The sequence below is a fragment of the Ruegeria sp. I1 genome (assembly GCF_056532675.1).
This window is the reverse complement of the sequence record NZ_JBQFNM010000005.1, coordinates 257,040-271,843: the sequence shown is the minus strand read 5'-3', so window position 1 is coordinate 271,843 and position 14,804 is coordinate 257,040. Positions and strand designations below refer to the sequence as shown.

Here is a 14,804-nt window from a genome sequence, read left to right as displayed (position 1 = left end):
CGCTCACACCTCGTCGCTCATGCGTTTTCTTTTGTTCTACGCATGTTCACGTTTTGTGTCAATGAATTTGAAGATGTTCTATATCGGCAGATACAGGATTTCGGCCCCAACAGCGCGCTCCGGGTCTTCGGGCGGACGCATGATCAAAGCGTTGGCTTCGGCTAAAACACTTAGCAGAGAACTGTCCTGGTCGGCGCAGGCGCGGATGCCGTTATCGTCGAGAATTGCACGCATATAGTGTTCACGTGGCCCATTTGCAGGCAGCGCTTCGGCCAAAACCGCTCGCTGGAAGGGCGTGACGACTGTATCGAGCCCCAACATCCGTCGTACCATCGGAATCAGGAACAGATAGCCGCACACCATTGCGCTGACAGGGTTCCCCGGCAGGCCAACCATCGCGGCATCGCCCATCCGTCCAGCCATCAGCGGTTTTCCGGGGCGCATCCGGATTTTGTAGAAGGACCGCTCCATCCCCTGCGCCTCGGATACCTCGGAAACCAGATCATAATCCCCGACCGAAGCACCGCCGATCGTGACCACCAGATCGGCCTTTTCCGCCAGTCCAAACGCGGTTTCCAGCGAAGAGACCGTGTCCCGTGCGATGGGCAGAACGCGGACATGGGCGCCGACCCCTTCAAGCAGCGCTTGCAGGCCGAAAGTGTTAGACGCGATGATCTGATCGGGGCCCGGGGTCTCACCCGGCATCACCAATTCATCCCCGGTCGAGATCAGGGCGATCTGCGGTTTCCGCGCAACCGCGACCTGGGGGATGTTCATGGCAGCCATAAGCGCCACATCCTCGGGCCGGATCAGGCGCGGGGCGGCGATTGTGGTGCCTTTGGCAAAGTCCACCCCAGCGGGGCGGATATTCGTTTTGGGGCCGGGCGTGTCGGTTATCGTGATCAGGTCGCCGCGACGGTCCACATCTTCCTGTATGACAATGAAGTCAGCCCCTTCCGGCACGGGTGCTCCGGTAAAGATCCGGACGGCTTGTCCGGGCCCGACGTCGCCATCGAACCGGTTGCCCGCGGCAGCCTCGCCCACAACCTTGAACATCGCGTGACGCTCGACCTCAGCCGCCTTGACCGCATAGCCGTCCATCGATGAGGCCGCAAAGGGCGGCTGATCGCGGGTTGCGACAACGTTTTCGGCCAGGACGCGACCGGCCGATTGGGCAAGCGGCACAGGTTCGGAAGGAAGCGGGGCGACCAGATCAAACAGCAGCGTGCGGGCGTCTTCGACCGTGATCATTGCGCTTCGTAACGTCCTGATTTGCCGCCATCTTTGAGAAGAACGCGAATGCCGCCGATCTCCATTGCCTTGTCCACGGCTTTGGTCATGTCATAGACGGTGAGCGCGGCGGTTGAGACAGCGGTCAGCGCTTCCATCTCGACGCCGGTCTGGCCCGAGGTTTTGACCGTGGCTTCGATTTGGACACCCGGTAGACCAGGGTCCAGCGTCAGTTCAACTGCAACCTTGGTCACGGGTAGCGGATGGCACAGTGGGATCAGGTCGGGCGTTTTCTTGGCCCCCATGATCCCCGCAAGACGCGCAACGCCTAGAACATCGCCTTTCTTGGCGCGGCCTTCTGAAATTAAATCAAAGGTTTCTGCCGCCATCTTGATGTACCCGGCAGCCACCGCAATACGGTCAGTGACATCCTTGTCCGAGACATCGACCATATGCGCCTGACCTTCGGCATCAAAATGCGTAAGCGGCATCACATCACCCCTGGGATCAGCGGGTTCGACAGGATTTGGCGGGTTGCCGCACTGACGTCATCCTGCCGCATAAGGCTCTCGCCGATCAGGAAACACCGTGCACCGTAGCGAGCGATATCGGCCAGATCTTCCGGCGCGCCCAGACCGCTTTCGCAGACAATCGTCCGATCTCCTGGCACCAGTTTTGACAGGCGCCGGGTGGTATCAAGAGTGGTCTCGAAGGTCTTGAGATTGCGGTTGTTTATCCCGATCAGGGGGCTTTTCAGCTGCGTCGCGCGAACAAGCTCGGCTTCGTCGTGAACTTCGATCAGAACGTCCATATCCCAGTCAAACGCGGTTTGTTCCAACTCGGCGGCCTGCGAATCTTCGACCGAGGCCATGATAATCAGGATACAGTCAGCCCCCAAGGCGCGGGCTTCGATGACCTGATAGGGATCGTACATGAAATCCTTGCGCAAAGCGGGTAAAATGGTAGCAGCGCGCGCAGCAGTCAGATATTCTTTGGCACCCTGAAAACTTGGTGTGTCGGTCAGAACCGACAAACAGGCTGCGCCGCCGTCTTCATAGGCTTTAGCCAGAACGGGCGGATCAAAATCCGGGCGGATCAAACCTTTGGAGGGGCTGGCCTTTTTGACCTCGGCAATCAAACCGTAGCCGGTGCGCGAGGCGTTGTGCAGCGCCTCGGCAAAGCCACGCACCTCAGGCGCATCTCGTGCTTCGCTTTCCAGCTCAGCCAGCGATTTTTGTACCTTGTTCGCTTCGATCTCTTCCAGCTTATAGGCTTTGATTTTGTCCAGAACAGTCTCGGTCATGCAGCTTCCTGTGTGATCCGCGCAAGGGCGGTGATCTTTTCTTTGGCTTTGCCACTGTCGATGCTTTCAGCTGCCTTTTCAACGCCTTCGCGCAAATCACTCGCGGCCTCAGCCACGACCAAAGCAGCGGCGGAGTTCAGTAGAACGGCATCACGATAGGCCGACGGCGTACCATCCAGTAATGCGCCGAAGGCAGCAGCGTTTTCTTCCGGGGTGCCGCCAACGATCTCTTCGAATGGATGTACGGGCAGGCCTGCGTCTTCGGGGTGCAGTTCAACCTCTTTTATGGTGTTGTCTTCCAGGGCAGCGACCCAGCTGACACCGGTGATCGTCAACTCATCCGTCCCGTCCGAGCCATGGACCAACCACGCACGATCAGATCCCAGCAAGCCCAGTGTTTCAGCCATCGGCCGGATCAAGTCGCGAGAGAAGGCGCCCGTTAGTTGCCGTTTGACGCCCGCCGGATTGGTCAGCGGGCCGAGAATATTGAAGATCGTGCGCGTTCCCAGTTCTTGTCGAGACGGCATAACATGAGCGATGGCAGGGTGATGCATAGGGGCCATCATGAAACAGATTCCCACCTCATTCAGCGCTTTTTCAACCACTTGCGGGCCGACCATCACGTTGATGCCCATCTGACCCAGCGCATCTGCCGCGCCGGATTTCGAACTGAGGTTCCGGTTGCCATGCTTGGCCACGGTGACACCGGTCCCCGCCACGACAAAGGCCGTCGCAGTCGAGATATTCAGTGTTCCCTTGCCATCCCCTCCAGTACCCACAATATCCATCGCGCCCGCCGGGGCGGTGACCGCGTTACACTTGGCGCGCATCACAGCGGCGGCGGCGGCGTATTCGTCCACGGTTTCGCCACGTGTGCGCATGGCCATCAGCAGCCCACCGATCTGGCTGGGCGTGGCCTCGCCATCGAACAGAATGCCAAAGGCCTGTTCCGCCTCGGCGCGGGTCAGGGGCCGGTCGGCAGACGCACCGATCAGCGGTTTCAATGCGTCGCTCATGCGGGGACTTTCAGTTCTTGCAGGAAGTTCTTGAGCAGGGCATGGCCATGCTCGGAGGCGATAGATTCCGGGTGGAACTGCACGCCATGAATGGGCAGTTCCTTGTGTTGCAGCCCCATGATTGTACCGTCTTCCAGTTCTGCTGTGATCTCAAGGCAATTGGGCAGGCTCTCACGCTCAACAATAAGCGAATGATAGCGTGTCGCCTCAAAGGGTGAGGGCAGGCCCGCAAAGACGCCTTTGCCCGTGTGTTTCATCGTGCCCATCTTGCCATGCACGATCTCATGGCAACGCACGACCTTGCCGCCGAAAACCTGACCGATGGTCTGATGACCCAAGCACACACCCATCAGTGGTGTTTTTGTCTCGGCCGCGGCTTCGGTCAGGGCCAGGCAAATACCGGCTTGATCTGGGTCGCAAGGGCCGGGGCTGAGCAGGATACCGGCGGGATTCATCGCCATGGCTTCCTGCACATCCAGCGCATCATTGCGGCGAATGACCATTTCGGCCCCAAGTTCGCCCAGATAATGCACCAGGTTGTAAGTAAACGAATCGTAGTTGTCGATCAGCAGCAGCATTTGGGCACTTATCTTAGCTTGGGCATTTCAGGCTGGCGATACAGCCCCCGGCCACGGTATAATGTCGGGACATACATGCTCAGGCTTGGGCGGCAGCGTCAAGAGGACAACCCGTTCCGTACGCGCCATCAGGCCAAGCGTTGCAAAAGATGACGTAAGAACGGGCGTAGCAGTAGACAGGCGAAAGGCGTTGGACATGGGCGGATTTGTCGGAGGAATGGTCGCGGGTGCGGTCGTTGTTTTGATCTTGGGTGCGGTTTTGTCGTTGCAGGCACCGTTGACCCAAAAACCGGTTGTGGCAACCGAGGCACCACAGCCCGAGGATGTCACCACATCCGAGGCTTCGGCCAGTGTGACCGAGACCGGATCGGACGCCGATCTGGTCGATGCACAACCCGCTGGGCCAAAAGCTGCCGATTTCCAAGAAGAGGATGTGGCCGATCTGTCGGGCCTTGAGCAAGAGACAGATGCCCAGCCAAACATCACCGGGCCGGGGCAACAGCCCGAACAGCCGGATCCCGACACAGCGGATGAGGTTGCGGTGCTGACAAACCCGCCTGTTGCGCCGCCTCTGCCCGGAGCCGCGCCTGAAACCCCTCAGGATGAGGTGCAGCCACAGGTTATTGGTGAGGCACCCGCTGCGCCTGAAGCTGAAGAAGTTGCGGTTTTGGAACCAGTGCCAAGCCTCGACGTTCCAGGCTCGACCGAAGACAGCACAGAAGAAAACCCGTTTGAAAATAGCCCAATTGCTGTGGAAGGGGACGAAGATACGCTGCCCCGAACCTTGCCGCGTATTGCCGCCTTGCCTCAGATTGGTGGAGAGAACGAGACCAGCACCAGCACGATCGTCGGCAAGCGCGTAGTGCCGCTGACCGAACGCGACGATCCACCGGCTGAGGAAACAGGTGATGTCACAGGGCTGATCCCTATGGGCAAACCCATCGAAGCCTACGCCGCCGCATTTGAAAATGCCGACTCCAAGCCGCTGATGTCCATTATCCTGATCGATGATGAACAGTCCTTTGGGGCCGAGGCCTTGCAGGACTTTCCCTATCCGATCAGCTTTGCCGTCAGCCCGTCTGATCCAAACGCCGCCGAAAAAATGGCGCGCCACCGCGCTGCCGGGTTTGAGGTGATGGCGCTGGCCGATTTGCCCGAGGCTGCCAGCGCACAGGATGCCGAAGTATCGATGGCCGTCTGGCTGGAAACCCTGCCGGAAACTGTAGGAATTCTAGAAGGGGTTGAAACCGGCATTCAGGGCAATCGCAAACTGGCCGATCAGGTGGCCGAGATTGCAGGTGTGACGGGTCGTGGGTTGATCACACAAGACAACGGGCTCAATACCGTCCAGAAAATCGCCGCGCGCAACGGCATCCCGTCCAGCGTTATATTCCGCGATATCGACGGGGCCCGTCAGGACCCCAAGATCATGCGCCGTTTTCTGGATCAGGCCGTTTTCCGCGCCGGGCAGGAGGGCACTGTGGTGATGCTGGGCCGTGTGCGTCCTGAAACGATCTCGGCCTTGCTGCTCTGGGGGCTTGAGGATCGCGCCAGTCGGGTCGCCATGGCGCCAATCTCTGCGGTGATGAAGCGCGAGGTTCAGTAAACGCCTACAAGGCGGCTGATCCGGGATCGCCGCCCTTTTTCTGTTTAGCTGTTGCCTGTTGAGGTAAACCGTGCCGCATCTGCTGCTGCCCGCCGGATGGCGTTTGATTTATGGACCGTTTCCATAAACTCTGCCTCGGGGTCACTGTCATAGACCACGCCACCGCCTGCCTGAATATAGAGCTTGTAATCTTTCACAATAGCCGTGCGCAGGGCGATACACATATCCATGTCACCACCCGCGCTGAAATAGCCGACACCGCCGCCATAGACGCCGCGCTTTTCGGGTTCCAACTCGTCAATGATCTCCATCGCACGGACTTTTGGCGCGCCCGAGACTGTACCCGCAGGCATCCCAGCAAAGAAGGCATCCAGCGCGTCTTTTTCCTCGGCCAATTCACCTACCACGTTCGACACGATATGCATCACGTGGCTGTAGCGTTCGATGATGAACTCTTCGGTCGGGCGTACAGTGCCGATCTTTGCGACGCGGCCCGTATCGTTGCGACCCAGATCCAGAAGCATCAGATGTTCGGCCAATTCCTTCTTGTCGGCCAGCAAATCCAACTCGTTTGCTTTGTCTTCTTCAGGTGTCGCGCCGCGCGGGCGGGTGCCAGCGATGGGACGAATGGTGACTTCATCGCCAAAGACGCGCACCAGAATCTCGGGGCTGGCGCCCACGACCTGAAAGCCACCGAAGTTGAAGTAGAACATGAACGGCGAAGGGTTGGTGCGGCGCAAAGACCGATAGAGAGTGAACGGCGGCAGCGGGAAATCCTGTGTCCAGCGCTGCGCCGGAACGACCTGAAAGATGTCGCCTGCTCGGATGTATTCCTTGGCCTTTTCAACCGCTTCCATATAGCCGGATTTGGTGAAATTCGACACAGGCGGAGCAACCTCGGACGCGTCACCCAGATCGCGGGTTTCCGCTGGCATGGCGCGTTCCAGATCGCGGACAGCGTCCATCACGCGTTCGGCGGCCTGCGCATAGGCTGCTTTGGCCGATTGCCCGTCGCTAGACCATGCAGGAGAGACCACTGTAACTTCGCCTTTGACGCCATCCAAAACCGCCACGACAGAAGGGCGCAGCATGATCGCATCGGGCAGGCCCAACGGATCAGGATTCACATCCGGCAAATATTCGACCAGACGCACCATGTCGTAGCCCAGATAACCAAAAAGCCCGGCAGCCGCCTGCGGCAGATCATCGGGCAGGGCGATCCGGCTTTCGGACAGAAGGGCGCGTAGATTGTCCATTGGGTTGCCGGTTTGCGGGTCAAACGCCTCGGGATCGAACCGGGCGGACCGGTTCAACTCGGACGCTTCCCCCCGGCAGCGCCAGATCAGATCAGGCTTCATGCCAACGATCGAATAGCGCCCGCGCACCTCTCCGCCCGTGACGGATTCCAGCATAAAGGCATCTTTTTGCGCACCGGTCAGCTTCAGCATCAATGACACCGGCGTGTCCAGATCAGCAGCAAGGCGCGTGTAAACGACCTGATTTTCACCCGCCTCATAGGCGCGGGCGAATGTTTCGAAATCGGGTGTCAGTGCCATGATGGTCTCTTAGTAACTCGCCTGCACGGCGTTCAGGGCTTGCTGATCGACCACAGGGCGTGCGCGGGTCTGTGCGTCGCGGACATAGGCGTCAAAGATGTTCTGCGCCAGGGCCTGATCCAGTTGAGCGCTGAGGGCCTCTTGCAGCTGTCGCAACTCGTCAGTTTCATCCGGTGGCAGGATCTCGTCCAGACGTACGATCAAGGCGGCACCATTGCCGCTGACCACGCGCAGTTCACCGGGCTCCATCTCGAAGACGTCTGCCATGAAGCTGGGGGGCACATCGTCAAGAAATGCTGTGCGCGTCAGGGCGTTTTCCACGCGGAAGGGCAGGCCGGTTGCGGTGAAGTCTCCATCGGTGGCCAGGTCCAGCAGGACCGAGGCAGCCTGATCCTGAAGAGCCGTATTTGTCTCGGCCGCGATCCAGGCCGCAGCGACGCGGTCGCGCGCGCTGTTCAAGGGTTCGGGGCGCGGGGGCAGGTCTTCTTCCAAACGCAGAGCGAAGATCGACCCATCCTCAAGGAACGCGATCTCGGGGAAGTCACCGTCCTGCACTGCTTCGGCGGCCATGCGGAACCCGTCATAAGCTGCAACCTGTTCGCTGCTGTCGCGGGTCCAGTCGATCTGATCCAGCACCATCTCGGTTTCAGCAGCCAACTCTTCCAGTGTGGCACCACCGGCCAGTAGGTCGTTGATATCCTCAGATTGGGCTTCGATCAGGCGGCGCGCGCGCTCAGAAGCCTGTTCTTCGCGCAAGCTTGGTTCAGCCTCTTCAAAAGGAACGTTGTTGGCGGCCAGTGAGCCGTTTATCCGGAACAAAGCCGGGCCAAAGACCGAAGGCAGAGGTCCGACAACCTGATCCAGTTCTGCCGCGAATACGGCATCGGCAGCGTCGCCCAGATCGTCGCGGGTGACATCGCCCAGATCGATATCGCTCAACTCAAGCTCGCGGTCGCGCACCAGTTGTTCGAATGTGGTGCCCCCGACCTCAAGCTGTGCCATTGCGTCATTTGCCGCCTCTTCACTGGGGAAGTTCAGCCGTTCGACCAACCGGCGTTCGGGTTGTTGGTATTCAGCCGCGCGCTGGTCGTAGAGTCGGCGCAGTGTATCTTCGTCGACCTCGACCGTATCGATCAACATCTCGGGCGAAAGGATCGCATAGGTCAGTCGTTTGGTGCGGGGCAGGGTGAACAAATCGGTGTTTTCATCATAAAACGCCTGAACCTGTTCATCGGTTGGATCCGCAACCGGCGTCGTCAGCGCCTCAACCCCAAGGGTCGCGATGGTAAAGCTGCGCCGTGCGCCCAGATAATCGACCAGCGTTTGTGTCAGCGTATCGGGCATGACTACACCGCTGGTCACAGCTGCCTGCAGGATCGTGCGCGAAGATTCCTTGCGCAGATCCGATTCGAATTCGGTATCCGAGATACCCAGTTGATCCAGTTGGAACCGATAGGCTTCGCGGTCAAAACTTCCATCAACGCCCTGAAAGGCTGGGATCGCAACGATCTCTTCCTGCAGGTTTTCGTCGCCAATCGAAATGCCCAACTGGCTGACTTCGTTGTCCAACGCGGCGAGGGCGGTCAGGCGGGACAAGGCGCGCTGTTCCAAACCCAGCTCTCGGGCCTGAGACATTTGCAGAGATTGTCCGGTCTGGGCCTCAACAGCACGGATCTCGCGTTGCAACTCGCGTACATAGGCATCGACCGAGACGCTTTCTTCACCCACCTGTGCAACGGTGCGGATGGTGCCGCTGAGATTGGTGGCGCCAAAGCCGGCAAGACCGACGAACAAAAGGCCCATCAATATCCAGACAAAGGTTTTCGAAAGACTGTTCTTGCCTGCAGCCATGATGCCCTCTTGGTGTTTTGGCAGGTCTCTGCCCTGTTGGTCGCCGCCCTGAATACGACGGGCACCGCCGGGGGGCAAGCTTAGAAGGAAACTGCCTGCAAGCGGTCGAACAATTGGCCAATCCCAGCTCGATCCAGATTGGCAAAAGCGATGCGCACCTGGCGCTGACCGGCAGGATCGCCTGCGGGCATGAACATCGTACCGGGCAGCAGGAGAATACCGGCTTCGGGAACGAGGCGGCGGGCAAGTTCATCCGAGGCGATATCGAACGGGTGTTCGAGATAGGCGAAATATGCGCCGAGGCCCAACAACCGCCAGCCCGTGGCAGTCAGCCTTGGCATCTCATCCGTGATGGCGGCGCGCCGGTCGAGGATCTCATCTCGTTCCCCGGCCAACCATTGGCCGAGGTTCTGCATGCCCCACAGGGCCGCGAATTGACCGATCTGACCGGGGCAAATGGCAACCGTATCCAGAAATTTTTCGATCTCGGCCAGCAGGATGGTGCTGGACGCAATCGCTCCGACGCGATGACCGGTCAGGCGGTAGGCTTTCGAGAAAGAATAGAGATGCACAAGCGTCTGATCCCAGCCCGGTTGTTGAAACAGCGCATGCGGCGGTCCGCTGCGGCTGTCAAAATCGCGGTAGGTTTCGTCGACCAGCAGGTAGATGCCAGCCTCGCGCGCCAGATCGTAGAAGGCGCGAAGCAGGTCCGCCGGGTATTCGACCCCGCCGGGATTGTTGGGCGTGACCAAGGAAATAGCGCGGGTTTTGTCGGTGATCAGCGCACGCGCCTGTTCGGGATCAGGCAAAAGATCAGCGCCGGTTGGCAAGTCGACAGAGTGCACGCCTGCCATGTCCAGCCACATTTTGTGATTGAAGTACCATGGGGTAGGTAGGACGACCTCATCCCCCTGATCCGTGATCGCCGAGATGACGGCCGAAAACGCCTGATTGCACCCCGAGGTGATGGCAACCTGGTTCTCGGCGACCTCAGCCGCGTAGTGGGTGCTGATCTGGTTGGCCAGCTCCGCGCGTAAATCACTGTTACCCAAGACGGGCCCATAGAGATGGGCGCTATCTTGCTCTACTGCAAACTCGGCCATGGCCTGACGCATGGCCAGCGGTGGTGGATCGACGGGAGCCGCCTGACTAACATTGATCAGCGGCTGGTCATCTGAAAATGCAACCCCGTCCAGCCAGCGACGCGCCTCCATCACCGGGGGCGGAAAGGTGACGCTGGTGCGGGTTTGAGTCATTGGGTTTTGTCCTTGGACAGTGCCAGCAGGGCTTGTGCGAGGCTCTGCCTCGCGCTCCGAGGTATTTTTGAACAGAAGAAGTTAGTCCGTGCCGCGATAAGGTTCGACATATTGCAAGGCCATATCCCAGGGAAAGAAGATCCAGGTGTCCTGGCTGACCTCGGTAATAAACGTGTCGACCATCGGGCGGCCCTTGGGTTTGGCATAGACCGTCGCGAAATGCGCCTTTGGAAACATCCTGCGCACCAGATCCAGGGTTTTGCCGCTGTCGACCAGATCGTCGATGATTAGAACGCCTTCGCCATCGCTCATCAACTGGGCATCTGGGGCCTTGAGCACCTCGGCCTCGCCCTGTTCCTGATGGTGGTAGGAGCGTACGCTGATCGTATCGACAGTGCGGATGTCCAGCTCACGGCTGACGATCATGGCCGGGGCCATGCCGCCACGGGTGATCGCGACAACCGCGCGCCAGGATCCATCATCGGGGCCTTGCCCATCCAGCCGCCAGGCCAGAGCGCGGGAATCGCGGTGAATCTGATCCCAGCTGATATGAAAGCCTTTTTCGTGGGGCAGGCGATCCTTGGCGCTCATGATCTTAGCCCTTTTCAACGTCAGGCGCATCGACGGCTTTCATGCCGACAATGTGATAGCCCGAGTCCACATGCAGATTCTCACCGGTGACGCCACTGCTGAGATCAGACAGCAAGTACAATGCCGAGTTGCCGACATCGTCGATGGTTACGTTGCGACGCAGGGGTGAGTTATACTCGTTCCATTTCATGATATAACGGAAGTCCCCGATGCCACTGGCGGCGAGCGTTTTGATCGGCCCTGCCGAGATCGAGTTCACGCGTATGCCATCCTTGCCCAGGTCCTCGGCCAAATACTTGACCGATGCTTCCAGCGCGGCTTTGGCAACGCCCATGACATTATAATGCGGCATGACCTGCTCGGCGCCGTAGTAAGTCAGGGTCACTGCGCTGCCACCTTCGCCCATCATCTTTTCCGCGCGCTGCATGACGGCTGTGAAGGAAAAGACGGACACATCCATCGTCAAATTGAAATTCGCGCGGCTGGTGTCTACATAACGACCGCGTAGTTCGTTCTTGTCCGAGAACCCGATGGCGTGAACGATAAAATCCAGCTTGCCCCATTTTGTTTCAAGCGCGGTGAACAATGCGTCGATTGACGTCTCGTCGCTGACGTCGCACGGCAGGACGATTTCGCTGCCAAGTTGCGCTGCCAATGGGTCGACCCGTTTCTTAAGAGCGTCGCCTTGATAAGAAAAAGCCAGATCGGCCCCGGCATCGGATAAAGCGCGCGCGATTCCCCATGCGATTGATTTGTCATTGGCCAGTCCCATGATGAGGCCGCGTTTGCCGGCCATCAACTGATTTGCCATGTTTGGTTCTCCGCCTGTCTTCGCATTGTATTGCGTTGGTTTATGCCATCGTTAGCGCTGCATCAAGGCCATCCACTCTTGCCCGTAGCGGGTTATCGCCTTAGGTTCATTCTCAGTACTTTCCAGGGGATGGAAATGAACGAGCGCGATGGCATCTTTGCTGGCTCCGATCCGTTTGAAATAGCGGCTCGGTGGTTGGGTGAGGCTGAAGAGAGTGAAGTCAACGATCCGAACGCAATCGCGTTGGCGACTGTCGACCAGGATGGTATGCCCAATGTTCGTATGGTTCTTTTGAAAGAGATCGAACCGGACAGCTTCGTTTTCTACACGAACTACGAAAGCACCAAAGCGTCAGAACTGGATGGTGCGGGCAAAGCGGCATTTGTGATGCACTGGAAATCTTTGCGGCGTCAAATTCGAGTTCGTGGTATAATAACGCGCGAAACGGGTCCGAAAGCGGATGAGTATTATGCATCCAGATCGCTTAAAAGTCGATTGGGGGCCTGGGCTTCGCGGCAGTCTCAGCCGCTGAGCAGTCGCGCTGCGTTGATGGCCGAGGTTGCAAAGGTAACTGCGAAACATGGGCCGAACCCTGCGCGACCGCCATTTTGGGGAGGGTACAGAATCGCGCCGACTGAAATTGAATTCTGGGCAGATGGGGCCTTTCGCCTGCATGATCGCTTTAGGTGGACGAGGGATCGGTCCGATTCAGTCTGGCAAGTGGAAAGGCTGAATCCATGATCTTCGCGTTACGTGAAATGCAACGCTCAGAAAACAATGAGTTTTTTCAGCTTGAATTTGCGGGCCATTCCCATAAACAGACAAACCTTAACGATCCTAATAAATGCGCGTAAGGAATACAGTGCCGGACGATCTGAACAACATGTATCGCGTACGTGGACACGTAAAATGGTTCGACCCTGCGAAAGGGTACGGGTTCGTTGTGTCTGACGAAGGCGGTCCGGATATTCTGTTGCATGTCAACGTCTTGCGCAATTTTGGGCAAAGCTCTGTCGCGGATGGTGCGGGCATCGAAATTATGACGCATCGGACAGACCGGGGCGTTCAGGCGGTCGAGGTGATCAGTGTTGATCCGCCTGCACGCGCAGATTCGATGCTACTGGCCGATTTCGCCGAACTTGATCCAGATGTGATCGCAGATGCCCCGATGGAGGCCGCGCGGGTGAAATGGTTCGACAAGGGCAAAGGTTTTGGCTTTGCCAATGTGTTTGGTCGTGGTGAGGATGTGTTTCTGCATATCGAAGTTTTGCGTCGCTCGGGCCTTGCCGACCTGCAACCCGGCGAAGCGCTCGCCATGCGTGTGATCGATGGTAAACGGGGCCGGATGGCTGCACAGGTTCTTGCCTGGGAAGCCGCACTGGACGATTGATCCCACAATGATGAGTCGCCTTATCGCTCCTGCCCTGATCATTGCCTTTTGGGCCGCGGGCGCGTTGGCGGAGTGCCGTCCTGGCCGGGTTGAGCTGAAGAACGATCAGACTCAGATACGTTTCGACGTTGAACTGGCGATAACACCCCAAGAGCGTTCGCGTGGGTTGATGTTTCGAGAGTCCCTACCCAGCAGGTCGGGAATGCTGTTCGTATTCGATCCGCCTCAGCGCGTGGCGTTCTGGATGAAGAACACCCTGATTCCACTGGACATGATCTTCATCGACAAAACCGGCGCAGTCAGCAGCGTGCATGAAGGCGCGATTCCGGGTGATTTGACCCCGATTGAGGGCGGCGATTCCGTGTTTGCGGTGCTCGAAATCAATGCTGGATTGGCCACACGCTATGGAATCGCAGCTGGAACCCAGATGCGCCATGAAATTTTTTCACAAGGCCCCGCAATTTGGCCCTGTTAGGGCTTTTCAAATCAGATCGGCACGTTTAGGAAGGCGCACGGTCCGGGGCGTGGCGCAGTCTGGTAGCGCACCTGTTTTGGGTACAGGGGGTCGTAGGTTCGAATCCTGCCGCCCCGACCACTTCCAAAAATGTTAAATTACGCGCACGCTGTATTGTGCACTCAACCAGATATTGATTGGCACATAGTGTGTATTGCACGCCATTCTCCCGAGGGGCCAAACTTCAAAGCCCGTGTGGAAAAGGTCGGTTGGAAGGCAGCGATTCAGGGGCGGGACGAAGGTAGATTTGACTGGACCAACAACAAGCTGTTTGAATAATGCAAGCAACACAGCGGCCGTAAAAATATAGTCAGCCCGGCAACCCGCCCATCGTGCGATAAAGCCTGCTAAGAGCTTGGTCCAACGCTTCGCTTTCGACGGGAACCTCAACAACTGATCCTGCTTTCTGTGGCACTCTGAACACCAGCGAGGCATCCACGCGGTAGCCAGATGCGGTTTTGCTCGGGTTCAATCGCATGACGCTTTTGGGCAGGTTCTGAGGCGAGCCATCATAGGTTAGTATCAGGAAAGCGGCTGCTTCGGGGGGCAGGTATTCGCTGCATTCAAAGCTTCTGTCGGGCAGCTTGCGAAAACTGTCGCCCGGGCCGGTGCAGCTCGTTTCGAAGGTTTCGAACAGACGCGTCGGGTAGTCGTTGAACTGAGCACTGCGTGATGGTTCGGACACATCTTGTGGTGTGCACGCCACGAATAGGGCCACTGGCGATAAAAAGTGAAACAGCCGCATCTGATTGTAAGCCCTTAGTGATTTTCGCGTTAACCACCTCGACCCTTGGAAGGCTCGCGATGATTCTGTTCCAGCCTAACCAGCAGTGGTCTGGTTCATCAAACGCTTATAAACATGCTGGTAAAAACAGGAATTTCATTCTGATGAGTTTGGGATCGGCGGGATTTTGCCGTGGATCATTCTGTGGAGGAATCGGAAACGCCCCACGCAAGACCCGGCGCGATGATCGGGTCAACACAAAAGATTTCAAAAATGACTCAAAAAGGCCGTTGACCTTCTATGGGTGGATACGCCAGATTGTATGAGCCGAATATGACGCCACTACATCTGGTATGAAATCAGAGAAGGCGCAGGGCA

15 protein-coding genes and 1 tRNA gene are annotated in these 14,804 nt (G+C 58.0%); 5 read left to right on the top strand and 11 right to left on the bottom strand.

What is annotated here, in order from left to right; all coding sequences use genetic code 11:
• Positions 1-78: 78 nt before the first annotated feature.
• From ACR0DH_RS11935 to ACR0DH_RS11915, 5 genes are read right to left on the bottom strand one after another with little or no spacing between them, the layout of a single operon-like run.
• Positions 79-1,251, bottom strand: a complete 1,173-nt coding sequence (locus ACR0DH_RS11935) for a molybdopterin molybdotransferase MoeA (protein ID WP_480549063.1) — start codon at positions 1,249-1,251, stop codon at positions 79-81.
• Positions 1,248-1,721: a cyclic pyranopterin monophosphate synthase MoaC gene (gene moaC, locus ACR0DH_RS11930; protein ID WP_480549065.1), complete on the bottom strand. Its 474-nt coding sequence runs from the start codon at positions 1,719-1,721 to the stop codon at positions 1,248-1,250. Before moaC ends, ACR0DH_RS11935 begins: the two co-directional genes overlap by 4 nt.
• The gene (gene trpC / locus ACR0DH_RS11925; RefSeq protein WP_480549067.1) at positions 1,721-2,533 is read right to left on the bottom strand and encodes an indole-3-glycerol phosphate synthase TrpC; all 813 of its coding nucleotides are present in this window, start codon (positions 2,531-2,533) and stop codon (positions 1,721-1,723) included. Before trpC ends, moaC begins: the two co-directional genes overlap by 1 nt.
• Positions 2,530-3,549 (bottom strand): anthranilate phosphoribosyltransferase, encoded by a 1,020-nt coding sequence (gene trpD, locus ACR0DH_RS11920; RefSeq protein WP_480549069.1) that lies wholly within the window; start codon positions 3,547-3,549, stop codon positions 2,530-2,532. Before trpD ends, trpC begins: the two co-directional genes overlap by 4 nt.
• Complete coding sequence (locus ACR0DH_RS11915; protein ID WP_480541274.1) at positions 3,546-4,127, bottom strand: anthranilate synthase component II; 582 nt, start codon at positions 4,125-4,127, stop codon at positions 3,546-3,548. The genes trpD and ACR0DH_RS11915 overlap by 4 nt, the downstream gene beginning before the upstream one ends.
• 196 nt (positions 4,128-4,323) lie before the next feature.
• Here ACR0DH_RS11915 and ACR0DH_RS11910 point away from each other — a divergent pair, with 196 nt between their 5' ends.
• Entirely contained in the window at positions 4,324-5,733 is a 1,410-nt protein-coding gene (locus tag ACR0DH_RS11910; protein WP_480549071.1) for a divergent polysaccharide deacetylase family protein, read from the top strand.
• Positions 5,734-5,777: 44 nt separating this feature from the next.
• Here the strand turns inward: ACR0DH_RS11910 and trpE are convergent, their stop codons facing one another.
• From trpE to fabI, 5 genes are all read right to left on the bottom strand, one after another.
• On the bottom strand, positions 5,778-7,289 hold the full coding sequence (gene trpE, locus ACR0DH_RS11905) for an anthranilate synthase component I (RefSeq protein WP_480549073.1): 1,512 nt from the start codon (positions 7,287-7,289) through the stop codon (positions 5,778-5,780).
• Between the two features lie 9 nt (positions 7,290-7,298).
• Positions 7,299-9,140, bottom strand: coding sequence for a peptidyl-prolyl cis-trans isomerase (locus tag ACR0DH_RS11900; RefSeq protein ID WP_480549075.1), 1,842 nt, complete (start codon positions 9,138-9,140; stop codon positions 7,299-7,301).
• An 80-nt stretch (positions 9,141-9,220) separates the two neighbouring features.
• Positions 9,221-10,396 (bottom strand): aminotransferase, encoded by a 1,176-nt coding sequence (locus tag ACR0DH_RS11895; protein ID WP_480549077.1) that lies wholly within the window; start codon positions 10,394-10,396, stop codon positions 9,221-9,223.
• Between the two features lie 81 nt (positions 10,397-10,477).
• Positions 10,478-10,987 carry a xanthine phosphoribosyltransferase gene (gpt, locus tag ACR0DH_RS11890; protein ID WP_480549079.1) on the bottom strand — a complete coding sequence of 170 codons (510 nt, stop codon included), beginning with the start codon at positions 10,985-10,987 and terminating at the stop codon, positions 10,478-10,480.
• Between the two features lie 4 nt (positions 10,988-10,991).
• On the bottom strand, positions 10,992-11,798 hold the full coding sequence (fabI, locus tag ACR0DH_RS11885) for an enoyl-ACP reductase FabI (RefSeq protein WP_480549081.1): 807 nt from the start codon (positions 11,796-11,798) through the stop codon (positions 10,992-10,994).
• Positions 11,799-11,933: 135 nt separating this feature from the next.
• On the opposite strand from fabI, the gene pdxH reads away from it, so the two are divergent.
• The 4 genes from pdxH (at position 11,934) to ACR0DH_RS11865 (ending at position 13,783) form a co-directional block, all read left to right on the top strand.
• On the top strand, positions 11,934-12,539 hold the full coding sequence (pdxH, locus tag ACR0DH_RS11880) for a pyridoxamine 5'-phosphate oxidase (protein WP_480549083.1): 606 nt from the start codon (positions 11,934-11,936) through the stop codon (positions 12,537-12,539).
• A 142-nt stretch (positions 12,540-12,681) separates the two neighbouring features.
• Positions 12,682-13,188, top strand: a complete 507-nt coding sequence (locus ACR0DH_RS11875) for a cold-shock protein (RefSeq protein WP_480549447.1) — start codon at positions 12,682-12,684, stop codon at positions 13,186-13,188.
• A gap of 10 nt (positions 13,189-13,198) precedes the next feature.
• Positions 13,199-13,663, top strand: coding sequence for a DUF192 domain-containing protein (locus tag ACR0DH_RS11870; protein ID WP_480852813.1), 465 nt, complete (start codon positions 13,199-13,201; stop codon positions 13,661-13,663).
• Between the two features lie 43 nt (positions 13,664-13,706).
• Positions 13,707-13,783: transfer RNA gene (locus tag ACR0DH_RS11865), tRNA-Pro, on the top strand.
• Between the two features lie 229 nt (positions 13,784-14,012).
• Here ACR0DH_RS11865 and ACR0DH_RS11860 read toward each other — a convergent pair.
• The gene (locus ACR0DH_RS11860) at positions 14,013-14,447 is read right to left on the bottom strand and encodes a hypothetical protein (RefSeq protein ID WP_480549085.1); all 435 of its coding nucleotides are present in this window, start codon (positions 14,445-14,447) and stop codon (positions 14,013-14,015) included.
• Between the last annotated feature and the right edge of the window lie 357 nt (positions 14,448-14,804).